Source organism: Paradesulfitobacterium ferrireducens (genome assembly GCF_017310645.1).
Lineage (GTDB): Bacteria > Bacillota > Desulfitobacteriia > Desulfitobacteriales > Desulfitobacteriaceae > Paradesulfitobacterium > Paradesulfitobacterium ferrireducens.
In genome coordinates this window covers 13657-38003 of sequence record NZ_JAFLRH010000035.1, presented here as the reverse complement: position 1 = coordinate 38003, position 24347 = coordinate 13657, and the positions used below count along the sequence as shown (strand labels likewise).

Below are 24347 nucleotides of genomic sequence, written 5' to 3'. Positions count from 1 at the left end.
GAATTAGTCATCATGTTACCTCCACAAAAATGTTAGAGATAACATTCGACACGAGATAGGCAAATTCCTTTAAATGGAATAAAATACCTTTTGTAAAAAATTAACTTGCGGAATGCGGGGTTAAACAGCAGCTACCTAGAACAAAAAACCGGGGAAATGGTTAAGTACAAAGTTGCAGGGATTTATCCGGGCTGGGCCACAATGTACATTGCCGGTATTCTCTCCGGTCTTCTCGGCATTGGCGGAGGAGTATTTAAGGTACTGGGAATGGATATGTTCATGAAACTCCCGATCAAGGTATCAACCGCAACCAGTAATTTTATGATTGGGGTTACGGCCGCCGCTTCAGCCGGAGTTTATTTTTCCAAAGGAGATATTAACCCTTTAACTGCAGGACCGGTGGCTTTAGGAGTTCTTTTAGGTGCCTTGGTCGGAACTAAAATCATGGTACGCCTAAACAATCAAACCTTGCGCCGTTTATTCATTCCGGTCCTGCTGTATGTCGCCCTGCAAATGCTTTGGAAAGGGTGGTGGATGTAAATGTCTGAGAAAGACCTCTTTGACACGGAACGTTTTATCAGCCTCAGCCTCCGCCTTGGTGTGTATCTTTCCGGATTCTTCATTGCGTTAGGGCTTGTTCTATACATTCTATTCGGGTCAGGCTATCCTGCAGGTTCCTTTCCCCACTCGGTCAGTACGGTATGGCAAGGGTTAATCGAACTGAAGCCCGACGCGATCATTAGTTTAGGCCTGTTCCTGCTCATTGCAACTCCCATTTTTCGGGTGGGTGCTTCAACGATCCTTTTCCTTAAAGAAAAAGATTATCTTTACGCCTTACTGACCCTATTTGTTTTCTGCATTTTAATCCTGAGTCTGGCCCTGGGCAAAGAGCTTTAACCCCAAGTTACAGTTATTCTATCACCTGGATGAAGTTTTGTGGTAAATTCCGCGTCCTGTCCGTTGACCGTGAGCACTAGCCTGCTCGCCGGCGCCTGCTGCGGAAGAGTAACTAATGGTAAGAGTTCGGATAAGATCGGCATCGTTTTGAACCCTTCCACTCTTAAATCCATGCCGTCAACCACCGGATCCTCCAGCGCGACCTCCCGACCCCGCCAGCTTACATATAGTCCTTGAGGCGGATACTTAAGCTCTTGGCCGTTCACATGGAAAATCAGGGGAGCTGCCTCAAGTTCTAATTCCTTCACCAGGATCGGAGTTTCTTCGATTTCCAATTGATCTCCGTCTGCTATGGGACAATTTCCGGTGACAATTTTTCCGTTCACTTTGATAGTGCGCTTTTTAGTTAAACTCAGACTCCGCCCGTTAATTTTTAGATTAAGCGTAGCAAAGAGATTAAAAGGCAATCCTTTTTGACGGAAAAGCGCTTCCAAATCTTCATTTCCTATATAGATCAATTTGCTGCCGTCTTTGACTTCATCCGTCGCCAGGCTTTCCTTTCCGTCAAGTGTCAATAAGGGACAAAACGCTTCTTCCTGGCCATTCCAGGTTATTTTTTTCCCTTCGGGTAAAACCAGGATATCCATTACTCGGACTTTGGCATCTTCCCCGTCTGTTCCAGGAATAAACTGCACCTGATCTCCCGGTTCTATGGTTTCTTCCAGTCTGGCATTTCTCCCATTTACTGTCAGCTGGGCAGGCTGGCCCAGACTTCCCTTCACCACCCGCATCTCTCCGTTAAATTCATAGGTAAGAGCTCTCCCCGGGCGACCAATAAAGGAGCGGGGCTGGATGCCTGCCGCCAGCAAAGACTCGGCAACCGTAGCTAACTGCAGTTCAAAAATCGGCACTTGAACCTGATTGACAGTGACGGAATAGTAGTGGAGTCCTTGAGCCTCAAGAGCCGAGATTCCAATCCCTATCGGAGTGATCCCTTCCGGCCCTTTTACGCCCTTTTCTCCCAGAACCCCTGTGATCCGTTCGCGCACTTGGATGCCCACCCGGCCTGGCGGCAGCCCTAGTCGCTCAGCCAAGAGCTGGGGCAGAAGGGGAGTTAAGCTTCCGCCGCCAATCAGGATCACAGCCTGAGGTACTCCTTGGTTTAGGTCGAAAATCGAATCTGCAATCTGTTCCGCCAATTTTTGCACAACCGGTCGGATAATATTAAGAATTTCGTCCCGGTCCACGGAAATCTTGGTCCCGAAAAAGTCTTTAAATGTAACCTGGGATTTATGGGCCAACTCCCGTTTGATTTTTTCTCCCACTTGAAAATCAAGTAGGTAGTGGCCGCATATTCCCTCTGTCACTTCATCCCCCGCCATGGGCACCATCCCGTATGCAAAAAAGGAACCGTTCTTTGTCAGGGCTATATCTGCCGTACCGGCGCCAATATCGACCAAAGCCAGGTTATGACGGCGCATATTGGCAGGAATGGCTGCATGACTGGCAGCAATCGGCTCTAAAGTAAGGCTCGCCATTTCCAGGCCTACCCTGTTTAAAACTGCTACTAAGCCATCAATGACCAGGCGCGGTAAAAAGGTGGCAATCACCGTGACCTTAGCTTCTCTTCCCCGTTGTCCGATCAGGTTGGCAATTTGTTGATTTTCCAGCCAGCTGTCGATCACACTATAGCCAACACAATGATAGCTTACCGCTGCGTCCCCGGCGGTGACTGCCAGTTCACGCAAGGCGTGTTCAACCGCTTCCATCTCTAATGCCAGGACGTCTTCTTTCTCCCAACGTACCGGCAGGGTTTCCTGACGAGCCGCCGACGCAACCAAGGTTTTCAAAGCGCGGCCTGCAGCTGCGACGGCTACCCGGGTCAAAGAATAACCAATTTTTTGCTCCACTTCCGTCTTGATGAGGCGTACCGCTTGGGCCCCTTCTTCTACATCATGGACCTGTCCGTCATACATTGCCCGCTGCCGGTGCTCTGTACGGGCACTGGCCATTATTTCATAGCCGTCCCCGTTTTTCTGCATCAGAAGACCCACTACGGTCCGCGTTCCGATGTCTAAAGCAAAGATAGGTTCCACCTTTTTCACCTCAAAGGGTACAATTCGACCAAAATCAAGAAAAATCCTCCCTTTGATGTGTCAGATAAAAACGTTTCTTTCCGTACGCTAAAATTTCATTTTTCTTTTGTTCATATCCATTCCTGCCCAGCAAAGCATACGTTCCTTGTTTCCCTTCTTCAACTCCGGGTTGATCAAAAGCATTAATATTTAAGAGTTCTCCCATATACGCAGTCTCCCATTCCAGGAGCAAAAGCAGCTGTCCTAGGACATAAGCATCCAGTCTGGGTAGAAAGATTTTTTGGTGCAAGCGCCCGGCTAAAGAAAGGGCATATTCCGTAGCCTGCTGCTCCGCTTGCATTAACTCCCCTAAAGTATGCCCGCCGAGATAGGCCAAACCTTCAAGGGCTGTAGGAGGGACCGGAATCGAGACATCAGATGCAAATTCTCTCACGGTCACAAAGGTAATGACTTTATCATCCGGCCCCTCGGCATAGAGCTGAATCTGAGAATGCTGGTCCGTGACTCCCAGGGCTTTGACTGGGGTCTGGCCTACTCTTACTTCAGCTCCTTGACGGTTGTAACGTTTACCAAGACTTTCCGCCCATAGCTGGGCATACCAGTCCGCCATCGTCTTGAGGGCATCGGAGTACGGCATGAAAACTGAAATATTCTTTCCGGATTGCCAGGAGAGATAGCTTAAGGCTGCCCGCATCTGCCCCGGATTTTCCCCTAACCCTTGTTCCTCACGCACCCAGGCGTCCATATCCAGAGCCCCTTGAATCAAGCTCTCAACATCGATTCCGCAAACTGCAGCCGGCAGCAAGCCGACCGGCGTCAGTTCGGAAAAACGTCCGCCGATTCCAGGGGGTATGACAAAGACTTTGTAATCTTCTTCAAGCGCAAGGCGGCGGAGGTGCCCTTGCACTGGGTCTGTGGTCACCACAAGATGGTCTCTGTAATTTTCTCCGCATTCCTGCTGCAAGCGTTCACGGATAATCAAAAACTGTGCCATCGTTTCCGAAGTATTCCCCGATTTAGAGATGACATTAAACAACGTACGCTTCAGGTCAATTGTCTCCAATAAATCCAGCACTCGGACCGGGTCAACATTATCCAAAACATAAAGGCGTGGACGGTTGCTGCGCTCGGATGGAGACAATTCATTATAATAGTAAGGATTCAGGGCTTGCTGAACCGCCATAGGCCCAAGCGCCGAGCCCCCTATTCCCAGCACCACAAAATTGTCAAACCTGTGCGAAACCCAATCCGCATATTGGGTAATCCCAATAAGTTCTGACGCCATCTCGGGCAAGCGCTGGGAAAAATCAAGCCCTCCTTCATCCCTTTTCCTGAGTAAAGCGGCTCGGGCCTGGTTCAGTTCCGGCTGCAGCTGCATGAGGGTTTCTCGGGTAAAGCCCTGAGGATTTATTGGGCTTTGCATCATGCCGGTATAATCTAAGCTCAGGTAACTCTCATGTTGGCTACTAATATCGATCAACCTCCCGAATCGGATCTTATACGGAGATAGTCTTACCGAATATTCCCGAAAGCTCTCAGATACTATTTTAGATTGCCAGCTCCTGGGCAAGTTCATAAAGCTTCCTGTTAAAGGGACGCTTGGGGGCAAAAGCGGCGTTCAAAGGGACTTCCGTAACCTCTTGGTTAACATAGGCTGTCATCATCTCACTTTTGCCGGCCAAGAGCAGTTCAACCGCCTTGCCTCCCATGGCGGAGGCAATGACTCCATCCAAAGCACTGGGATTACCGCCGCGCTGCAAGTGGCCCAAAATCGTGACCCGGGTATCAAATCCGGAATGCGCATGGAGTTCTTCGGCCAATTTATAGGCACTGGCAGCTCCTTCGGCCGCTAAAATAATACTGTGGTTTTTCCCCCGGCGGTGTCCCCGGCGCAGCTTGAGAATAATATCTTCCAAATCAAATGGAATTTCCGGTACAAGGATTGACTCCGCTCCACAGGCAACGCCCGCCTGAAGTGCAATACTGCCGCAGTTCCTGCCCATCACCTCTACGATAAAGGTACGTTCATGGGACGTTGCCGTATCCCGAATCTTGCTCACGGCGTCAACCACCGTATTTACCGCAGTATCAAACCCGATGGTTAAGTCCGTTCCGGCGATATCATTATCAATTGTACCCGGAATACCGATCACTTTTACTCCCTGAGCGGAGAGTGCCAGAGCCCCCCGGAAAGAACCGTCTCCGCCAATCACAATCAGCCCGTCGATCCCGCGCATCTTTAACTGCTCACGTGCTTTTTGCTGCCCTTCCGGAGTTTTCATCTCCTCGGTCCGGGCCGTCATCAGCACGGTTCCCCCCCGGTGCACGATATCGGCAACCGAACCCAGGCTCATCTCCCGAAATTCTCCGTGAATTAAACCTTCATATCCGCGTTTGATTCCATATACCTTCAAGTTATGGAATATCCCTTTGCGTACGACCGCTCGGATTGCTGCGTTCATCCCGGGTGCGTCTCCTCCGCTGGTGAGTACGGCAATACTATTTAGAGTGTCCGGCATAACATCACTCCTTCGTCCTGAAATTATTCCCCATTCTGAATGTGGTCATCCCTTCTATGTCCATCTCTTCTACGTACGAGGACTTGCGACAGCTCTCTAATCTTTTGTTCAAGCTGAGCGTCTTTCCGGGCTTTATCTTCCAGCTTCCGACAGGCATCCAGGATAGCCGTATGCCCACGGCCAAAATAGTCTCCAATCTGAGAATAGGACAAGTTCGTATAAGTTCGGATCAGATACATGGCAATTTGCCGGGCTTCATGGAAGTGGGTTTTGCGGCTGGCACCCTTAAGTTCTTGCAGGGGCACCTCTAACTTTTCCGCCACGAAGCGCATGATATTGTCCGGATGGAGCGCGGTTTCTTGAAGCATTAACCGTTCCTGCCAAAATTCATGAAAACAAGAAGCAGTTAGGGCATCTTGCTTGAGGGACGCAAAGCGGATAAAACCATGAAGCGCTTCTCTGGCTTCTGCAGGACTTTGAACCCGCCGGGACAGATCAGAGATAATTCCCGGTTCAAGTATCAAACGTAAGCGGTGGGCTTGAAACTCAAGATAGTCCTCAATTTCCCAGCTCGCAGGCAAATCAATTCCTATAACCATTCCGCTCATAATTCTTGACGCAAACCTAGTGCCTAAAAAAACCAGGTTGGGAGAACCTGCACTCAGGGAAAATACCATTTTCCCACCCTGCTGGCCTAAGTGTTCATAGGTATGATAGAGTTCCTCGATACTAGCCGGTCTCCCCTTTAATCCTTCCAGCCCGTCCAGCACCAGCAGCTGGCTGCTGCGCCAGCGGGCTCGAACCGATGCCAAAGTATTTTCCTGAAGCGCCAGCGAATACTGACGGGAAAAAGCCAAGGCATCTTGAAAAACAGCCCGGATTCCAGACTTGCCCGTTTTAGAGGCTAGCAAAGCTAAGAGTTTGGTTTTGCCTACCCCGGAATGGCCGTAAATCAATAGACTTTGAGGTGCGGATGCCCAGTGATATTCTGCAACCGCTCTGTATGCGAGCATATTATGTTCACTGACAAAATAATCCAAGCTTATCCCCTTTTCCGGCCGCTATAGGGAAAAAACTATAAGCTACCCTCAAAATTATGGTAACAAACTTATTTGCTTTATACAACCTAACTTTTCTAAATATGCAATAAATTCATTGTCGTTCCGGCTGCCCTCATCTCATGGAATATGTACAGAATCCTGATTACATCCATCCTCGGCATTTCTCCGCTCGATTATGCACTGTATGCGCCCTTTCTCTGGCTAACGCCCTTGTTGAGCCTAATCTTTGCCGGGGAAACGAAATTAGAGCAAATTATTACATTCCTTTTAATATTCTTTGTCAATGCATTAATATTCTAAAATAGTTAACACAGTAGAACTTATATCGACAACAAAATATTACATAAGCCTATACACATTGGTGTTATAATCGGAAGTAACTGAATATATTAATTATTTATTGATATTCCGGGTCGAAATGAACAGTTTGACCGCTGAGATTGAACAGTGTTTCCGTTTGAAATTGAACACCCTTTAGATATACGTTTTTCTCTGGGGGCAACTTGACATGGGACCCTGCGTCGGATGCTTCAATGGGTCGAGGGAAGGGGCTCATAAGAAGGATTTCTCTGAAGTAAGCCCCATCCCTTTGCTCTAGGGTAGCATCCGTCGCCCCCATGTCAAGTCTATACTCTGGAGTAAGGATTCCGTGTATTTTTTCAAGAGAATATTGGGTGTACAGTTACTCCGGTCGGACTGTTCAATTAAAGCGGAAGAGATGTTCAACTTCGACGGTTCAGATGTTTTTTCTCTGCGGAATATTCATATTTATTTCCTTTTATGTTCTCTCTTCAACGATACCTACACCAAACCAACCAAATTAAAGGGAGGAGAATAATATGTTTAGAATCAAACGGATTTCTATAGTTGTAATCATTGTGATCTTGATATTTGGTAGTATACACCAAGTGACATCACCTATCCCTGTGCAAGCTTCGAACATAGAACAAGTCCAAGAATATCTGTTCTATATATTTGCAAGTGGGAATAAAGAAATTCAAGATGAAGCCTACGTACTACTACAATCATTAGGATTCCCTCAGAATACTTTTAACCAAATATCTCAACTAACTCGAGAAACTCATCTCAATTTACTCCAATTTAATAGAACCCGACTAGGATTGCCTACTGAAAAAACTGATGATATTCTCAAGGGTAAGGAAATTCTTTCACAAATGGAAACTGAACTGCAAAAAATAACCGGACGTAATTACAAATCATTTTTAGAAGCTCTAAAAAATAAATATAGAGAAACAAGCTCTTCAAGCTTTATTGAGAAACTAAAAGCTAATTCGATAGATCAAAGTGATTCTATTAGTATTCAAGTAACCAATCCTAAATATTTTGTTTGGGCTAGCTCCTACAGCCAAAGCTCGTTTCCAAAAAATTGGCCCAATTATCCTGACTACGTAGCATTACCTGATGCTTATCTTAAGTTTGCTAACTGGACTTATTATGGGTCAGATTGGAGTACGGGTATTCCATCCGCTTATAAACCCTATTACTCTAATGCACCTTATTCAGTTTGGGTCTCAAAAGATGATTCAACTTATTATAATGCTACAGTTATTGAGGTAGGGCCTTGGAATGAGGATGACAACTGGTGGGATCCAACAAATTCGCCAACTACTTCAATTCAACCAAATGGTACATTATGGCGACGTGTTTATTACTATTTATTATATAAACATGATGGAACTTATAAACCTACTGGAACGTTTACATCTTCAAATCCACCATACGCTTTAGGAAACATGGTACCTGAAGCAGAAGATGCTTATGATGTTGGATACAATGGTGGAAATGGTGCATGGACACGAGCACCGTACTATTATAGTCCTGTTGGAAATAGGGCAGGAATTGATATTAGCCCTGAACTTTCTAGAGATTTAGGGTGGACATATCCTTCTTCCGGATGGGTATGGGTCAAACCTGGGAATCTACCATAATGATAAAGTTAATAAGATATTCAAAATAATATTTTTTTAGAAAGGGTATAAGTGGCATTAATTTGCCACTCCTTTTAATTTTCTCACAAATTGATTATTGAAGGAGTGAAATACAATGAGCTATCTAAAAAGAATGAGTATCATCTTATCGACCTTAATTATTATAGGAAATACAGGGTGTGTTCCAGCAACGCCTCCTCAATTAAACCCACAAGAAAATTTTATTATAAAAAATAATGAAAATACCCTAATCAAGAATGATGAAAATGCCCAATCAGTTAATAAAATGATGGAAGACCTTAACTCCCTTCAAATGCAAGTTGAACTTTTGGAAAAAGCTATTGCCCCTAGCACACCACGTGAAGCAGTAACAAAATGGGCAGAAGGCTTTAAAACCCGGAACGGAGCCTTGCAATTTGCCGTATTTTCTCCTGAACTTAGAGATAAATTGAGACCGCAGTGGGTATGGATAACTGGACAGTCTAGTCCATGGGTGGAAAGTTATCAAATTGCAGATGAAAAACAGAAATCCGCAGACGCCTTTGAATACATTGTGAAATTTAATATGGCGACTTCTGAGAGCAAAAATATCTATTCTGCTAAGGTATACGTTAAACATTTTGGAGAAAAGTGGTTTATTACTGAATTTGAACCGACATAATTAATTCGCTGTAAAACAGTATTAGCGAAAACACTCCCCCCTGAGTAGCATGGGAGTCTGATATACCAAATAAGCCTGCCTTAGAAATTCCTAAGACAGGCTTCATTCTTTCTGGATTAGCACTATTAACACTCATACAAAATCTAATTACTGCAAAATTTCGCTATACCCTAGTTCCAGCGCCCGCAGATTTAAGCTTAAGGCCTTGGCCGGGAGCGCTCCCTCCAGTACCTTGGCCATGCTTTCCTTGCTCACCACCGGGCACAGCTTTAAGACGGCACCCAGGGCCAGGGAGTTGATCACTTTCTCATTGCCCAGATCAATGGCTTTGGCCTGGAAAGGGTATCCTATATCCTTGGCCCGCCCCGCACCGGTGACGGCATCCCTGTCATAGAGCACGATGCAGTCAGCGGAAATTTTGCTTTGATAGCGGTCATAGGCTGCCTGGCTCAAAGCCAGAACCAAGTCCGGGTTGTCGCACTTGGGGAAATATACGGTGCCGTCGCTGATCACGACTTCGGCTTGGGAGTAGCCGCCGCGGGTCTGAATGCCGTAGGTCTGGGTCTGTACGGCGTTCTTTCCTTCGGCAACAGCTGCTTTAGCTAGGCTGACTCCGCCGAGAATTAACCCCTGGCCGCCGGTGCCGCCCAATACGATTTGCCATGGTTTAGCGTCCATTGCCATCCCCCTCCTCTGCTGCAACCTGGCCGCCGTTGATGCGCTGGTAGGTGGTGTAGAAATCCGGTCGTTCTTTGACGACTATCTTGCCCACGGCAAAATGCTCGTATTGTTCTTCCGCAGACATTTCCCGGTATTTCTGCACGGGTACGGCTTTGTCTTTGAGCCAGTTCATCATGTTGACCGGGCTGGGATGGACGTTGAAACGCCCGAAATAAGTGGGACAGGGGCTGATGACCTCTACCAGGCTGAAGCCGGGATGAAGAATGGCTTCTTTAATGAGATTCTTGAGGGCAACCGCATGATAGACTGTGGTGCGGGCGACGAAATTAGCCCCGGCCGCTTCGGCCAGGAAGCAGACATCAAAGCCGGGTTCAGCCACCCCATTGGGAGACGTGGTGGTTTTGCTTTTAAGCGGGGTGGTGGCGGAATACTGGCCGCCGGTCATGCCGTAGTTGTAGTTGTTGGTGACAATGGCGGTCAGGTTGATATTGCGGCGAGCCGCATGGATGAAATGGTTGCCCCCGATGGTGACGGCATCTCCGTCACCCATAAGGGTGACTACGGTTAAGTCCGGGTTGGCGGTTTTAATGCCGGTGGCAAAGGCTAAGGCCCGTCCGTGCGTGCCATGAAAAGCCTGGGTGGAGACGTAATCATCCGCTTTGCCCCAGCAGCCGATGCCGGTGACAGTGACGACGTCTTTGGGCGCGAGTTCCAATTCAGCCAAGGCTTCGGTGTAGGCCCTTAAGATGATGCCGTCCCCGCAGCCCGGGCACCACATATGGGGAAGCTGGCTCGGTTCCAGGTAGTCTTTGTAGGATAAGGCCATTATTTGAGCACCTCCTTGATTTTCTCCATGATCTGGGCCGGAAGGAGGATTTCCCCGTCGATTCTGGAGAGAGCATGAATGGGGGTGCCAAAGGTATTGAGGCGCTCTACTTCGCGGACGACCTGCCCCAAGTTTAATTCTGGGACCAAGACTGCTTTGGCTTTGGCTAATGCAGCCTGCACTTCATCATCCGCAAACGGCCAGATCGTGATCAGGCGCAGTAAGTTGACCGACAGTCCCTGAGCCTGGGCATTGACCACGGCTTGCTTGGCTACGCGTGAAACGGCGCCATAGGCGATAAGGGTGAGGTCCGCTTGCTCGGGGCCAAACCATTCGACTTGAACGATGTCTTGTTTGTTTTTTTCGATTTTGCGGTGCAGTCTGCTCACTAGTTTATCCGCAGTCTGGGGCGCGCTGTGGGAATAGCCGCTTTCGTCGTGGCAGGAACTGCTGACATGTACGATGTATTCGGTGCCGTACGGCGGAATGGCCGGAATGTCATCCTCCCCGGTCTGGTAGGGTTTGTATCCTGCGACCGGTACGTCAGGCAGCTTGCGGTTTACAATTTCCAATTGATCCCGTTCCGGGATGGTTAGGCTTTCGCGCATGTGCCCGATGACTTCGTCGCTTAAGAGGATTACAGGGATGCGATATTTCTCAGAAAGGTTGAATGCACGGAGCGTGAGGTCATAGCATTCCTGGACTGAGGCCGGGCTTAGGGCAATGATGGGATGATCCCCGTGGGTGCCCCAGCGGGCCTGCATGACATCCCCCTGGGCCGGACGGGTCGCAAGTCCGGTGCTGGGGCCGTTGCGCATGACGTTGATCAGGACCACCGGTACTTCGGCATAGACGGCCATGCCTAAATTCTCCTGCATGAGGGAAAACCCGGGGCCGCTGGTGGCCGTATATGCTTTCTTGCCGGCAGCCGAAGCGCCGATAATGGCCGCGATGCTGCCGATTTCATCTTCCATTTGGAGATAAACTCCGTCTACTTGGGGCAGGAATTTGGCTGACAATTCCGCAATCTCGGATGACGGGGTGATGGGATACCCGCCATAAAACTTGGCTCCGGCATCGAGGGCCGCGTAAACACAGGCCTCGTTCCCTTGCATAAATTGTACGCCTACCGGTCTGTTCACGCTAACACCTCCAGTGTGATGGCAAAATCCGGACACCGTAAATCACACAGGTGGCAATTCGTGCAGCGCTCCGGGTTGGTGACCTCCGGTGAGCCATCTTTGGCCAAGGTATACACTTGCTGCGGACATAAGCCCTGGCAGATGCCGCAGCGTTTGCAGCTTTTCTTATCTATCTCAATGTGCATTTTTTTCGGTTCAGGCATGCTCTACCTCCTCTTTCCTAAGTTGGCAAAGGGTAGGGTCAGGCCCTACCCTTTGAACATGTCGCCTTAAACCCAACCCCGGGCCTTCATGGCATCAACCACTTTGCCGATCGACCTTACCCAGCAGGCAAGGCGCATGGAAATATTTTGCTCGGTATGGATTTTGTAGATTTCTGCGAATACTTTGCCGATTAGGCGCTCGAGTTTGGCATTTACCTCTTCTTCGGACCAGCGGTCATCATTCAAGTTTTGCACCCGTTCAAAGTGTGCAACTTGTGTGCCGCCGGAATTGGCCCAAATATCAGGAGCAATAAACACTCCCTTAGAGATCAATATCTTTTCGGCATCCGGAGTCGTGGGCCCATTGGCTCCTTCGATTAAGAACCTGGCTTTAATTCTGGGCGCATTCTCGTCCGTAATCACGTTTTGAACGGCACAGGGAGCGAGAATATCACATTCGAGTTCAAGCAGCTCAGAGTTGCTGACTGCCTGAGCTTTGGGATAGCCGACCAAGGTTCCGTTACGATCCATATACGCATTAACGTCCTTGACATCCAAGCCTTCAGGATTATAAATACCGGTATGAACATCGCTCACAGCGACCACTTTAACCCCGTCCATCTCGTACAGCTTGGCCAGATGCCATCCCACTTTACCAAATCCTTGAACCACGGCGGCTAATTGCTTCATCTCCAACCCTTTGGCTTTGACGGATTCCCTGGTTGCATAGAGCAATCCGCGGCTGGTTGCCTCCGGCCGTCCTTCCGAACCCCCGAGCACCATCAGTTTGCCGCTGATTCCGGCAGGCTCATGATGAAGGTTCAAAGCCTCCCATTCATCCAGCATCCAGCTTTGGGTTTCCGCTGAAGTGCCGATATCCGCACCAGGGAAGTCTTTCCAGGCTCCGATGGTCGGGGCAATTTTGCGTACATAGGCACGGCAGAGGCGTTCCAGTTCACCCTTGGACAATTTCTCTGGATCTACGATAATCCCACCTTTGGCTCCCCCGTTCGGAATCTCGTTCAAGGCATTCTTCAACGTCATCCACAGGGAAAGGGCTTTCACATCTTCCGGCGTTTCCTCCGGATGAAAACGCGTCCCGCCTCGTGTCGGTCCTAAAGCTGCATTATGTTGGAAGCGGAATCCGGTAAAGATGCGAATCGTCCCGTCGTCCATTTTAACCGGGATTCTTACCGTGAGTTGGGATAGAGGCTCTTTCAACAGTTCGTAGATCTCTTGATCAAGGTTCATGTATTCAATGGCAGTTGCGAGTTGTTCTTGGGCGACTTCGAGTGCAGTTTTCTTCATGACTTTCTCTCCTTAGGGTTTTAGATTAGCTCCTTAGCTCCAGAGTTACGGAATTTAGGAATTCATCATCACCCTCGACACTATCCCCTTACTTAATAATACCTTTTTCTTTGTAGTATTTTTCAGCGCCGGGATGGAGTGGGATGGAGAATCCATCGACTGCTTTTTTCAGGTCGATGCTCTTGCCTTTTTCATGGACTTTGGCAATGTCATCTTTCTTTTCAAACAAGGTCTTGGTCATATTGTAGACAAGGTCGTCCGGCATATCAGCGGTAACAAAGAGGGCTGCCAGGGATCCGGTCGTGGTTACGTCTTGATCGACTCCTTTATAGGTTCCTTTCGGAATGGTTACGACATCGGAGAAGAATGGATACTTTTCACGGATTTGCTTAATCTTGTCGGGTTCGATCGACAAAATATTGATCTGATGCTGGGTTGCGATGTCAATGATCGAGGAGTTGGGTGCACCGGCGTCAACCAACACGGCATCCACTTGACCGTCTTTTAAGAGGTCAATTCCAGGTCCAAAAGCAACATACTGTGGTTTGATATCATTCATTGTAAGACCGTATACTTCTAAGATAGCTCCCATGGTGATCGGAGAAGATCCGCCCTGAATTCCGACCGCGACCTTCTTCCCTTTCAAATCAGCGAAGGATTTGATCCCGGAGTCCGCTTTCACGACAGTTTGTACCGTGTTCGGGTACAATGATGCAAGCCCGCGGAGATTTTCAACTTTCTTGTCTTTGAAAATTTCTTTGCCATTGTATGCCCAGTCAGCAATCAGAGACTCGACAAAGCCGACTTCCGTGTCCTTGCTGCCGATCAGGCGGGCATTTTCCACCGATCCTCCGGTGGCTTCAGCAGTGACATTCAGGCCTATGCCTGCTTGGGTCCAAACATTGGCGATGGCTGTACCCAAAGGATAATACGTACCGCTTTGCGCCCCGGTTGACAGGGAAATATTCTTGGTCTTGGCCGGTGTAGTCCCGCCTGCTTGATTGCTGGACCCGCAACCGGCAAGGAAGCCGGTGCTTAACAATAATCCGAATGCTAGTACGGCGCTGACTAGTCTAGTGTACTTTTTCATACTACATCTCCTCACTCTTGGTTTTAGATAAAGATCTTGATTGGGTTATGTCAGACTAGAAAAAACATCCTTTATGCTCCCTCTCTTCCACCCCCATCTTCAGACTGTATATTTGTGGCTCGCTTACGCAAACCAAAACCAACATATCATTAAGCCCCGGCGGCCAAGTTTTTCTTGCTGCTCAGGCGCTGCCTGAAATAGAGAAGTGCGAGCAGAACCAATCCGGCGGCACTGGTGGCATATTCCGGGTACACCAGCAAAACCGCGCTGGCAACAAGCAACAACCGTTCAAGCGGGTTGCACTTTTGGAGCAAGAAGTTGGACCAAGCGGCACTCATGGCCACCACACCCAATAAGGCAGCACCCGTCGTAAGGATGATATCCAGAACAGGGGCATTGGCCATCAATGCCGGGAAAAATACAAACAAGAACGGGATCAGATAGGCAACCATGACATTCTTCGAGGCGATGAGCCCGGCTTTCATCGGATCACCCTTGGCAATACCTGCCGCAGTGTAGGCCGCCAGTGCCACCGGCGGGGTGATGTCGGCAAACACTCCGAAGTAGAAGACAAACATATGGGCCGTAAGCATGGGAATGCCCATTGCCACTAAAGCAGGAGCAGCCACGGAAGCCTGAACGATATAGTTGGCGGTGGTCGGCAAAGCCATGCCTAAGATCACCCCGGCCAGAGCCGTCAGAATCAAGGCAATCAGTTCTTTGCCCCCGGCCATAGTCCCAATCAATGATGAAAATTTAATTCCCAGGCCGGTCATGCTCACCGAGCCAACGATAATCCCGGCGGTGGCGCAGGCGGCAGCCACTGAGACGGCTCCCTGGCCGGCATCACGCAAGGCCTCGAAGTAATCTTTGGCTTTCATTCGGGTAGAAGCCCGCAGCATGCTTACTACAATCAACAGTGCAATACCGATAAAAGCGGCACGGGCGGGACTAAAGCCCATCATTAGAGTCACAATCAGGGCTGCAATTGGAACCACATAGACCCAGCCAATTTTGAATACTTCTTTAATTTTCGGAATATCTTCTTCGGGCAGCCCTTTCATCCCGGTGCGCAAGGCCTCAAAGTGGACATTCATGAATAGACTGAAATAATACATGAGCGCCGGAATCGCAGCCGCACCAATAATCACCATGTATGGCGTCTGAGTGAACTCGGACATGATAAAAGCCCCTGCACCCATGATCGGGGGCATAATCTGTCCTCCGGTTGAAGCCGCTGCTTCCACGGCCGCCGCAAACTCAGGCCGGTAGCCGACCTTCTTCATAAGCGGAATCGTTAAGCTACCAACGGAAGCCACATTGGCGATACTACTGCCGGAAATCATACCCATGAGTCCGCTGCCGACGACAGCGATTTTAGCCGGGCCGCCGCGGGCTCTGCCGGCTATCGAGACTGCAAAGTTAATGAAGAATGCACCGGCACCGCTTTTCTCCAAAAACGACCCGAATAAAACAAACAAAAAGACAATAGTCACAACTACACCCAAGGGTACACCGAAGACCCCTTCGGTCGTCATAAACATCTGGTTAATAATGCGCACGATGCTGTAGCCGCGGTGCCCAAACATTCCCGGAATCATGTCCCCGAAATAAGTATAGAGCAAAAACAAGGTGGCCACGATGGGCAAAGGCCAGCCAATGGCCCGTCGGGTGGCATCCAAAACCATAATGACGATCAAACCACCCAAGATAAGGTCAAGCTGGTTCGGAGAGCCGATGCGCGTAACCAAGGATTCAAAACCAAAGAAGACATAGCCCCCGATGAATACTGCTAAAGCGGTCCACGCATAATTAATAATTCTTAAAACTATATTGTTGCTCTTTTTCAAGATAGGATATTGAAGAAAAATAACCATAAAACTAAGCCCTAAAACCGCAGCTCTTTGAATCATAGCGGTTAATGGAACTAACAACGTGGTAAAAATAATAAACAGAGAAATCCCAACAGCTCCAATTGTAACTAATGTTCTATCAAATTTGTTCTGTATTTTTCCTTGTTGACTTTCCTCCAACTGGTACTCCTCCAATCCCGACTGTAAATATAACTGGACAATTAGTTCGACTGAGGCCAAGCAAAGACGAAGTAATTAAAAAGTAGATCTGGTCTTGTTATTTACAATGTACCCCCCCTACTTTAGTTCTAAGATTAAAAGCACTCTTTGATAAATTTTAGCCAAAGAGGCAACGACCACAAGATTGGTGAAAGAAACTACGGGATTATCCGCAGCCTAAAGCCTGCGACATGCGCCAGGCCGCTTCCCGTACAGCCTCTAAATAGGTGGCTACCACTTGCTCATTGGCCCGGTAATCCGGAATAGACATTGAGAGTCCGGCGACCACGGCACCTGTTTCATTGCGTACCGGAGCGGAAATGGCGACACTTCCTAAAACCCACTCACCATAACTTACGGCGAATCCCTGCTCCCGAATCTTTCCCAATTCCTGCTGCAGGCGGTCAATATCCGTGATCGTATGCTCAGTTTTGGCAACTAGATAATTGCGCTCTATCAGTTCCTTAACGGTTGTTTCCGGTTGAAATGCCAGTAATAAGCGGCCATCCGCCCCGGCATGCAAGGGCGATCTTTGACCGACAGGCACAACAATCCGCACCGCTTGATTTCCTTCAACCGACAAAATACAATGCCGTTCTAATCCTTCAACGACATCTATGTAAGCAGTCTCCCCGAAGCGGTCTCGCAGCTCTCTTAGAATGGGCAAGGCTACTTCGTTTAACTCCCGTGAACGTTGAGCGATCGCGCCCAGACGGCAAAGCTTTACTCCTAAACTGTATTTCCGGTTAGGATTGCGTACGACATACCCCTCGTCGATTAATGTCGCAAGAAGGCGAGTTACTGTTGGACGAGGCAGGTTTACAACTGTGCAAATCTCAGCAATATTAAGTTGAGATTTCTCAAAGGTAAACACATCCAAAATCCCGAGAGCCCGACGCAGGGATTGAACACCATTCTGCTTCTCCGTAAGCTTTCCAGACTCACCGGACATTAAAATCTCCTCCAAAAAACTAAGATTTCCTGGTTTTTATTCAAGAGTAAAATTAAGTAAATAGTTCACATTGTGGACTATCAGTTTCACCATATGGTCAATGCATTTTAACATGATCGCATAAAACTCGTCAATAAGGTTTTAGAAACTTTCAATTAATTCTAATCTTTATTATATAGCGTCAGAATTCGACAATGGACCTCGCAAAAAAGACCAGGACCCTTGTCCTGATCTTAATCTACTGCAATTATCCGGGAAAATCTGCAAAGGTTTAATCCAGAGTCTTAGTTCCCAGAATTTGGTCGCTTAATTGCAAGCGGCTCATTAAAACCCCAGGCTGTAACCGTCCAAAACCCTCCCATCCTAAAATTTTTGCATTTCCCAGGGTTGCCATCTTACGAACATCTAATGTCGCCACACCCGCTTCCGCGAACCAGGTCATCTCATCTAAAACTCCGTCCCCATGCGGAACATGGTACGCACCGGCATCCGTACCAATTCCCAGATTCACCTTGCCCCCATAGGCTTCAAAAATACTTTCAAGATGGGCACTTAAGATACGCCGTAAAATCTCTTTTTCCTCAAGGTTATAACGGCGGGTTGAGCGGGTCAGAAGGTTGCCGACCGGTGCGACGGTTGGTACCCAGGCTATTCCCCGATCCGACATGGCCTGCAGCTGTTCCTTGGTGACGTAATATCCATGCTCGATCGAATCAATCCCGGCGTCAATAGCCACAGTTATCCCTTCCGTACCGCTGACATGGCCCATCACTTTATACCCGCGCTTGTGAGCATCCTGCACCAGCTTTTTTAGTTCATCCACCGTCCATTGAACCGGCCCCACCACTCCGTATTTACGAAAACTAATCAGTCCGGTCACAATCACTTTCAGTTGATCTAAGCCTTGGCTAAAGAACATCTCTTTGCGCTCTTCCCATTCCCGGATATTATGAATGCCCTGGCCGAGAAAGCGTCCGTAATACCCTAAGCGATAGACTGCCTCGCGCACGGACAAGATCTCCGGTCCCATCCATTCACCACGTTTTACCTTATCTTTTGCCATCCAGGCATAGCCGGATAAATCTCCTCCATCCCTAATCCCGACAATCCCCAATTCCAGATAATGTTTGAGAAACTGCTTCATGATTTGATCCATTTCCAGGGGATCAGACCAACGTTCAAAACTTCTCTGAAAATCAATCCCGTCCAACGCTAAATGGACGTGGGCATCAATCCACCCGGGCAATAAATAATAATCTTGCCAAAGGAAATAATCCGAATCCCCCATTCTCTGATCCCAAAGCCCCACTACAGTGAGCTTTCCATTGCGCCACTTGACGAAAGAAGGTTTTGACACCGGGGTTCCCTCCGGGTCCCAATACCCTGCAATTCGCGCAGTCCCGGACTGCGGAATTTCCCAGATTTCTTCCCGCGCGCTACAGGAAATATTCATCTCCTTCTCCTCCACCCTGAATCACACTTTGTCTTTCGTTAACCGGTTCAAAAAAGCGTAACAGGCTGCCCCGGCAACTGTTAATCTTTGATCACGCAGTGTGAGTAGATAAAAACCGCGTTTGATTGATACATTTTCGACTTGAAGCACCTTTAATCCTTCTTTTCCATAAGGTTCTAAGGCGGATTGCGAGAGAAAAGAATATCCGAAACCCGAACGGACCGCGTTTTTTACGGTCTCAGTGCTCCCGGCTTCCAGACTTACTGCTAAATCATCCAAAGACAAGCCGTGTTGGGTCAAAGCAGTCTCTAAGGCCCGGCGGTGACCCGAACCTTGTTCCCGAATAATCATAGGAAATCCTTTCAGATCATGAAGATGAACTTTGTTCAGAGCGGCCAGAGGGTGGTCGGAAGAGATAACCAGCTTTAATTCATCATTTAGCCAGAGCTCAGACTTTAGTTTCTCTGTATCAAACACCGATCCGACAATCGCAAAGTCTAGTTCTCTCTGCAACAGCTTCTCAGCAATCTCCCGGCTGTCCCCAATCGTAATTTTGAAGTAAACTTTTGGAAACTGCTGCTGGAACTGGGCCAGTTTCAAGGGAAGAAGATATTCTCCCGGAATATGAGATGCGCCGATATGCACCCGTCCACTTACTTCTCCCGCAAGGGCATCCAAATCCCGCTCCAGGTCATCCCACTCCGCCAGCAGGCGCAGCGCATGTCTATATACGCTCTCCCCCTGCGGGGTTAATATAAATCCCTTGCCGCGCCGAATCAGAAGCCTGGAACCGGTTTTCTCTTCTAAGACCCGCATCTGATTGGAGATGGCCGGTTGGCTTACCCCAAGTTTCCGGGCAACCGCTGTAAAACTTTGTTCTTCAACTACATGAACAAACAAACGCATTAAATCAAGCATTGCTACCCCCGTTATATGTAATTCGAATTTTTGTCCTTTGAAAAATTTGACTTTTAGCCAAAACAGGAATACACTCAGCTTATTGAAATATTATTTCAATAAGCTGCCATTTACCCAAGACAATGTAACGACAAGGAATGTTGATGGTTATTTAAGGAGGTACTAAAATTGTCCAGGCGACGGTTCCCTTTGGCCTTTTGGATTATACTTCTAATTGGAATGATAATACTTTCCGGATGTGGGTCTTCTGCCGCATCTTCAAATCAACCAATTGTTACTACCAGCATCTCACCCCTGGCGGACATTATTCAGCAAGTGGGTGGAGATAAAATCAAAGTTATTCATTTAGTCCCTGTGGGCGGTGATCCGCATGAATTTGAACCAAGGCCGGAAGATGTCCGCAACCTGGCTGAATCTAACCTTTTTTTTGCCAATGGAGTCGGCGAAGAACTTTATTTAGAAAAACTCATTGCCAACACAGGGAATCAAGAGCTTAGAACCGTTGTGCTTTCAGACGGCCTCCCCATTATAGGACGGGATCAAAGCAGTGTTGGCAATCCCCATCTATGGCTGGATGTCGAAAATACCATGGCTTACGTGAATAAAATCCAAGCGGCCTTAAGCGCCGAGTTTCCGCAGTATCAATCATATTTTGAACAAAATGCTGCCCGTTATTTGCAGGAATTAAAAAATCTCGATGCCTGGATCCAATCCCAAATTTCTTCGATTCCTCCTTCAGAGCGTAAAATTGTGGTCTTTCACGATGCCTGGGCCTACTATGCCAAGCGTTATAACTTAACTTTAGTGGAACCGCTGCTTCATAGCGGAGAAGCAGAACCCTCGGCCCAAGATCTGGCTCAAATGCTTCAACTCATTAAAGAGCAAAAAATTAGAGCAATTTTCAGCGAAGCCGGTTTTAATCCGAAACAAGTAAAGCAATTAGCGGTAGATGCCGGAATTAAACTTACGGAAAATCTATATGATGACACCCTGGGAGCTACCCCGGAGACCGACACCTATCTTGGGATGATGAGGGCAAACACCATTAAAATAGTGGAGGCTTTACGCTAGTGGCACACGCGATTGAATTCCGGGATTTTTCTCTCTCATACGGAAAAACACCTGTTCTGGAACAAATTGATTTAGGGATTCCATCCGGAACCTGTATTGCAATTATCGGACCCAACGGATCAGGCAAAACCTCTCTCCTAAAAAGCATTGTAGGTCTCAATAAGCCTGACACAGGAACCATAAAGGTACAGGGACATCCCCCCACCCGGGCTTGGCGCCGCCGGATTCAAGTCGGGTATGTACCCCAAATCAAGTCGATTGATAAAGAATTCCCGATTTCCGTCTATGAAGTCGTGATGTTGGGACGAACTGCCCACATAGGCTACTTCCGTTACCCTGGAAAAAAAGACCGCCTGATTGTCGAGGACAGCTTAAGAAGGGTCAACATGCTCCACCTGGCAGACCGGCCCATCGGACATTTATCCGGGGGCCAGCAGCAACGGGTTTTTATTGCCCGTGCTTTAGCCCAGGAGTCTAAAATCCTCCTTCTGGATGAGCCGGCAACCGGCCTGGATATTCCGACCCAGCAAAGTATATATGAACTCCTGGACGAGTTGCACGGGGACGGAATTACCACCGTGACCACAACCCACGACCTCTTAGCCCTTGAGTTCCACCATTTCGACCAGGTGCTTTGCCTGAACCGCCGGGTCATCGCATTCGGGCCACCAGAGAAAGTCCTTATCCCCCCGATTCTATCCCAGACCTTCTCCGGCCTCCCATGGCCCACGCGCCTTTCCTTTTCTTACGCGCAATAGCAAACTTCACAAAAGGAGACAAGTGCCTTGCATTACCTACTTGACCCTCTCCAATTCCCATTTATGCAGAGAGCTTTGATCGGTACAATTTTCATCGGCGCGTTGACGGCAGTAATCGGAACTTTTGTCATTTTGCGCCGGTTGTCTTTTATCGGAGAAGGCCTGGCCCATGGCTCCCTGGCCGGTTTGGCCCTGGGATACTTGCTCCACTGGGATCTCTATATCAGCGGAAACATCTATGCTGTATCCTTAGCCCTTTTTATTGGGCTGCTCCATGAAAAAGCCAAAGTAACCTTGGACACGGCCATCGGGATCCTATTTTCCACCTCCATGGCCTTAGGGATAGCCATTATCAGTACCATGAAGGTCTACACCACTAATCTGACGGACTACCTTTTTGGCTCTGTTCTTGCGATCAGCTCGTTTGACCTAGGGATTATCATCGGCGCATCCCTTGTCATACTCCTGGTCTTAACGCTTTTCTATAAAGAATTTGTCTTTTACACCTTTGATATGGAAATGGCGGAAGTGACCGGAATCCCCCGCTCCCGACTTCATTACGCCATGCTTGCTATGGTTGCGATCACGGTGGTCATTGCCGCCCAAACAGTCGGAGTTATCTTAGTCACAGCCTTGCTCGTAATCCCGGCAGCTTCGGCTTTTCAATGGACTAATTCTCTTAAGCGCCTGCTTATGCTCGCCGTGATTTTTGGGCTCACTAGTTCCGTGGTTGGACTGTATTTATCATACTATCTAAATATAGCATCCGGTGCGAGCATTGCCCTCACCGCAGCCTCCATCTTCCTGTTTAGCTTTCTGCTCGCTCCCGAAAGACGCCGGCTAAAACGAAGCCTCGGGCTGTAAGACAGGCGGGATTCCTTGCAGAGCCTGCCGACTATATTCAAAGTAAGAGGATGACAAGGATGACCTATGAAGAAGTAACCCAGAAGATTCAACAAAGCGGGCACCGGCTTACCAATGCCCGCAAAGCCGTAGTGAAAGTCTTGACGCAGGAAAATGCCCACTACTTGGGCGCTTATGATATTCACCACATCCTCGAACAAGAGGATATTCATATCGGAATCACATCGATTTACCGGGTACTTGATCTCTTAGCCTGTTTAGAAGTTTTGGAACGGGAAGAGTTCGGGAGCGGAGGGGAACGGTTCCGCCTCTTCCGGGAACAGGCGGCTCATGCCCACCAACTCGTCTGTTCAAGCTGCGGGAAAACGCAGGAACTTTCAATTTGTCCCATCGCCTCTACCCTAGCCAAACTTGAATCTCAAAGCGGCTACCAAATACAGGAGCATTGGCTGCGGATTTTTGGCCTCTGCCCCCAATGCCAACGCTACCGGTCCTAAGGCAAACAGACCGGACCCCCGCTTAATCCAACGAAGTTTTGCCCTTCTTGACAGAATAAACATAGATGATCCCCACCAGTATGGCCAGGATAATCCCGCCCCTGGTTAAATACCGATGCAGGAGAAAGGTTATTTGTTTCCAGTGATCTCCCAGCATGCGCCCCAGGGTAATAAACGTAACCGACCATAACAAAGCCCCCAGTCCTGCCAAGGCGGCATACCGGTGATAAGGCAATTCACTCATTCCGGAAAAATAAGCCGTAAAGTGCCGAAACCCCGGAAAGAAGTACCCGATCACAATCAAACGGTCGCCAAAGCGCTGAAACCAGTGTTCAGCCCGGGCGATCCTTTTTTCATTTAAATGGAGGTATGGTGCCACTTTATGTAAGAAAGGGATACCCAATTTACGTCCGATCCAGTAACTCAGGTTCATTCCCACAAAACTGCCGGCAGCGGCAATTAGAATGCTCTTGCCAAAGTGCAAATGGCCCAAGGCAGTCTGAAACCCGGTAAACGTCATTAAAAATTCATCCGGAACCGGAATTCCGATCATCCCTAAAGACAGCAGAAAAAACAAGCCGTAATAGCCGTAATTCTCTACGATATGGGTAACATATAACTCAAGTGTGTGCATACCCCAGCCTGCCTTTGACCAAAAACTTATTTTAAGTATTGATATTAACTTAACGCCTGAAATGTTTCCAAATGAAGGAGAAAATCGCAGCCACAATCAGGACGCCAATCACTAAGTCAAACCGATGGAACAAGGGTTTTAAGGTATTCCAATTCTCTCCCATTTTTTGTCCCACAACAATCAGCAACAGGCACCAAGGTAAGGCACCGAGCACAGTATAAAAACCCATTTTCCAGGAGTTCATTTTCGCAATTCCGGCAGGCAAGGAGATAAATGTACGTACTACGGGCAATAAGCGTCCAATAAATACCGTGATCTCTCCATGTTTGGCAAACAAGCGCTCGGTCATAGCCAGTTCTTTTTGGTTAATTAAAAAATAACGGCCATATTTCTGGATAAAGGGTCTCCCGCCCCAGAGTCCGATATAATACGCTAGCATCCCGCCAAACAGGTTGCCCAGAGTGGCTGCAATCGCTGCCGGCCATAACTGAAAGTCCCCGCGAAAAACCATATACCCTGTAAATGGGAGAATAATCTCACTTGGAAGCGGAATCGCGGCGCTTTCAATTGCCATCGCGAGAAAGACTCCAAAATACCCAAAAGAAGAGATCAGATTTACCACAAATTGGCCCAACTCTGCAATCAATGCCTCCAAAACAATCCTCCTCGTAGATTAAAAATATCATAGTGATTTT

24 protein-coding genes are annotated in these 24347 nt (G+C 48.2%); 8 read left to right on the top strand and 16 right to left on the bottom strand.

The window, feature by feature from the left end; all coding sequences use genetic code 11:
- The first annotated feature begins 156 nt into the window (after positions 1–156).
- Complete coding sequence (locus J0X21_RS12055) at positions 157–540, top strand: sulfite exporter TauE/SafE family protein (protein ID WP_328812843.1); 384 nt, start codon at positions 157–159, stop codon at positions 538–540.
- Entirely contained in the window at positions 541–897 is a 357-nt protein-coding gene (locus J0X21_RS12050; protein WP_206812461.1) for a DUF1634 domain-containing protein, read from the top strand.
- Here the strand turns inward: J0X21_RS12050 and J0X21_RS12045 are convergent.
- The 4 genes from J0X21_RS12045 to J0X21_RS12030 all read right to left on the bottom strand — a co-directional run bounded on the left by J0X21_RS12045 (position 894) and on the right by J0X21_RS12030 (position 6552).
- Complete coding sequence (locus J0X21_RS12045; RefSeq protein WP_206812460.1) at positions 894–2993, bottom strand: cell division FtsA domain-containing protein; 2100 nt, start codon at positions 2991–2993, stop codon at positions 894–896. The two genes, J0X21_RS12050 and J0X21_RS12045, sit on opposite strands and share 4 nt — an antisense overlap.
- 34 nt (positions 2994–3027) lie before the next feature.
- Positions 3028–4464, bottom strand: a complete 1437-nt coding sequence (locus J0X21_RS12040) for a glucose-6-phosphate isomerase (protein WP_206812465.1) — start codon at positions 4462–4464, stop codon at positions 3028–3030.
- A gap of 76 nt (positions 4465–4540) precedes the next feature.
- A complete protein-coding gene (gene pfkA, locus J0X21_RS12035) occupies positions 4541–5512 on the bottom strand; it encodes a 6-phosphofructokinase (RefSeq protein ID WP_206812459.1) in 972 nt (323 codons plus the stop codon).
- A gap of 23 nt (positions 5513–5535) precedes the next feature.
- A complete protein-coding gene (locus tag J0X21_RS12030) occupies positions 5536–6552 on the bottom strand; it encodes a DnaA/Hda family protein (RefSeq protein WP_206812458.1) in 1017 nt (338 codons plus the stop codon).
- An 860-nt stretch (positions 6553–7412) separates the two neighbouring features.
- On the opposite strand from J0X21_RS12030, the gene J0X21_RS12025 reads away from it, so the two are divergent.
- Positions 7413–8522, top strand: coding sequence for a hypothetical protein (locus J0X21_RS12025; protein ID WP_206812457.1), 1110 nt, complete (start codon positions 7413–7415; stop codon positions 8520–8522).
- A gap of 115 nt (positions 8523–8637) precedes the next feature.
- A complete protein-coding gene (locus J0X21_RS12020; protein ID WP_206812456.1) occupies positions 8638–9183 on the top strand; it encodes a hypothetical protein in 546 nt (181 codons plus the stop codon).
- Positions 9184–9330: 147 nt separating this feature from the next.
- Here the strand turns inward: J0X21_RS12020 and J0X21_RS12015 are convergent, their stop codons facing one another.
- The 10 genes from J0X21_RS12015 to J0X21_RS11970 all read right to left on the bottom strand — a co-directional run bounded on the left by J0X21_RS12015 (position 9331) and on the right by J0X21_RS11970 (position 19828).
- A complete protein-coding gene (locus tag J0X21_RS12015; RefSeq protein WP_206812455.1) occupies positions 9331–9861 on the bottom strand; it encodes a 2-oxoacid:acceptor oxidoreductase family protein in 531 nt (176 codons plus the stop codon).
- Positions 9851–10690, bottom strand: coding sequence for a 2-oxoacid:ferredoxin oxidoreductase subunit beta (locus tag J0X21_RS12010; protein WP_206812454.1), 840 nt, complete (start codon positions 10688–10690; stop codon positions 9851–9853). The genes J0X21_RS12015 and J0X21_RS12010 overlap by 11 nt, the downstream gene beginning before the upstream one ends.
- Entirely contained in the window at positions 10690–11832 is a 1143-nt protein-coding gene (locus J0X21_RS12005; RefSeq protein WP_328812839.1) for a 2-oxoacid:acceptor oxidoreductase subunit alpha, read from the bottom strand. Before J0X21_RS12005 ends, J0X21_RS12010 begins: the two co-directional genes overlap by 1 nt.
- Entirely contained in the window at positions 11829–12035 is a 207-nt protein-coding gene (locus J0X21_RS12000) for a 4Fe-4S dicluster domain-containing protein (protein ID WP_206812453.1), read from the bottom strand. Before J0X21_RS12000 ends, J0X21_RS12005 begins: the two co-directional genes overlap by 4 nt.
- A 66-nt stretch (positions 12036–12101) precedes the next feature.
- A complete protein-coding gene (locus J0X21_RS11995) occupies positions 12102–13343 on the bottom strand; it encodes a Glu/Leu/Phe/Val family dehydrogenase (protein WP_206812452.1) in 1242 nt (413 codons plus the stop codon).
- Positions 13344–13431: 88 nt separating this feature from the next.
- Entirely contained in the window at positions 13432–14433 is a 1002-nt protein-coding gene (locus J0X21_RS11990; RefSeq protein WP_206812451.1) for a TAXI family TRAP transporter solute-binding subunit, read from the bottom strand.
- A 149-nt stretch (positions 14434–14582) separates the two neighbouring features.
- Entirely contained in the window at positions 14583–16466 is a 1884-nt protein-coding gene (locus J0X21_RS11985) for a TRAP transporter permease (RefSeq protein WP_206812450.1), read from the bottom strand.
- Positions 16467–16671: 205 nt separating this feature from the next.
- On the bottom strand, positions 16672–17457 hold the full coding sequence (locus J0X21_RS11980; protein ID WP_206812449.1) for an IclR family transcriptional regulator: 786 nt from the start codon (positions 17455–17457) through the stop codon (positions 16672–16674).
- Between the two features lie 271 nt (positions 17458–17728).
- A complete protein-coding gene (locus J0X21_RS11975) occupies positions 17729–18910 on the bottom strand; it encodes an amidohydrolase family protein (RefSeq protein WP_206812448.1) in 1182 nt (393 codons plus the stop codon).
- A 21-nt stretch (positions 18911–18931) separates the two neighbouring features.
- Positions 18932–19828 (bottom strand): selenium metabolism-associated LysR family transcriptional regulator, encoded by an 897-nt coding sequence (locus J0X21_RS11970; protein ID WP_206812447.1) that lies wholly within the window; start codon positions 19826–19828, stop codon positions 18932–18934.
- Between the two features lie 168 nt (positions 19829–19996).
- Here J0X21_RS11970 and J0X21_RS11965 point away from each other — a divergent pair, with 168 nt between their 5' ends.
- Genes J0X21_RS11965 through J0X21_RS11950 form a run of 4 tightly spaced genes read left to right on the top strand, consistent with a single transcriptional unit; the run spans position 19997 to position 23018 of the window.
- Positions 19997–20899, top strand: coding sequence for a metal ABC transporter substrate-binding protein (locus J0X21_RS11965; protein WP_236006233.1), 903 nt, complete (start codon positions 19997–19999; stop codon positions 20897–20899).
- A complete protein-coding gene (locus tag J0X21_RS11960) occupies positions 20899–21657 on the top strand; it encodes a metal ABC transporter ATP-binding protein (protein ID WP_206812446.1) in 759 nt (252 codons plus the stop codon). The genes J0X21_RS11965 and J0X21_RS11960 overlap by 1 nt, the downstream gene beginning before the upstream one ends.
- Before the next feature lie 27 nt (positions 21658–21684).
- Positions 21685–22521: a metal ABC transporter permease gene (locus tag J0X21_RS11955; RefSeq protein ID WP_206812445.1), complete on the top strand. Its 837-nt coding sequence runs from the start codon at positions 21685–21687 to the stop codon at positions 22519–22521.
- A gap of 59 nt (positions 22522–22580) precedes the next feature.
- Complete coding sequence (locus J0X21_RS11950; RefSeq protein ID WP_206812444.1) at positions 22581–23018, top strand: Fur family transcriptional regulator; 438 nt, start codon at positions 22581–22583, stop codon at positions 23016–23018.
- A 22-nt stretch (positions 23019–23040) separates the two neighbouring features.
- Here J0X21_RS11950 and J0X21_RS11945 read toward each other — a convergent pair whose 3' ends face one another.
- Positions 23041–23652 carry a DedA family protein gene (locus J0X21_RS11945; protein ID WP_206812443.1) on the bottom strand — a complete coding sequence of 204 codons (612 nt, stop codon included), beginning with the start codon at positions 23650–23652 and terminating at the stop codon, positions 23041–23043.
- A gap of 49 nt (positions 23653–23701) precedes the next feature.
- Complete coding sequence (locus tag J0X21_RS11940; protein WP_236006232.1) at positions 23702–24307, bottom strand: DedA family protein; 606 nt, start codon at positions 24305–24307, stop codon at positions 23702–23704.
- Positions 24308–24347 lie beyond the last annotated feature (40 nt).

What these genes read in the sequence shown, in the direction of transcription:
- J0X21_RS12055 (WP_328812843.1), top strand. Translation starts at nt 157, where the DNA reads ATGGTTAAGTACAAAGTTGCAGGGATTTATCCGGGCTGGGCCACAATG.
- J0X21_RS12050 (WP_206812461.1), top strand. Translation starts at nt 541, where the DNA reads ATGTCTGAGAAAGACCTCTTTGACACGGAACGTTTTATCAGCCTCAGC.
- pfkA (WP_206812459.1), bottom strand. Translation starts at nt 5,512, where the DNA reads ATGCCGGACACTCTAAATAGTATTGCCGTACTCACCAGCGGAGGAGAC.
- J0X21_RS12025 (WP_206812457.1), top strand. Translation starts at nt 7,413, where the DNA reads ATGTTTAGAATCAAACGGATTTCTATAGTTGTAATCATTGTGATCTTG.
- J0X21_RS12020 (WP_206812456.1), top strand. Translation starts at nt 8,638, where the DNA reads ATGAGCTATCTAAAAAGAATGAGTATCATCTTATCGACCTTAATTATT.
- J0X21_RS12015 (WP_206812455.1), bottom strand. Translation starts at nt 9,861, where the DNA reads ATGGACGCTAAACCATGGCAAATCGTATTGGGCGGCACCGGCGGCCAG.
- J0X21_RS12010 (WP_206812454.1), bottom strand. Translation starts at nt 10,690, where the DNA reads ATGGCCTTATCCTACAAAGACTACCTGGAACCGAGCCAGCTTCCCCAT.
- J0X21_RS12000 (WP_206812453.1), bottom strand. Translation starts at nt 12,035, where the DNA reads ATGCCTGAACCGAAAAAAATGCACATTGAGATAGATAAGAAAAGCTGC.
- J0X21_RS11995 (WP_206812452.1), bottom strand. Translation starts at nt 13,343, where the DNA reads ATGAAGAAAACTGCACTCGAAGTCGCCCAAGAACAACTCGCAACTGCC.
- J0X21_RS11990 (WP_206812451.1), bottom strand. Translation starts at nt 14,433, where the DNA reads ATGAAAAAGTACACTAGACTAGTCAGCGCCGTACTAGCATTCGGATTA.
- J0X21_RS11980 (WP_206812449.1), bottom strand. Translation starts at nt 17,457, where the DNA reads ATGTCCGGTGAGTCTGGAAAGCTTACGGAGAAGCAGAATGGTGTTCAA.
- J0X21_RS11975 (WP_206812448.1), bottom strand. Translation starts at nt 18,910, where the DNA reads ATGAATATTTCCTGTAGCGCGCGGGAAGAAATCTGGGAAATTCCGCAG.
- J0X21_RS11970 (WP_206812447.1), bottom strand. Translation starts at nt 19,828, where the DNA reads ATGCTTGATTTAATGCGTTTGTTTGTTCATGTAGTTGAAGAACAAAGT.
- J0X21_RS11950 (WP_206812444.1), top strand. Translation starts at nt 22,581, where the DNA reads ATGACCTATGAAGAAGTAACCCAGAAGATTCAACAAAGCGGGCACCGG.
- J0X21_RS11945 (WP_206812443.1), bottom strand. Translation starts at nt 23,652, where the DNA reads ATGCACACACTTGAGTTATATGTTACCCATATCGTAGAGAATTACGGC.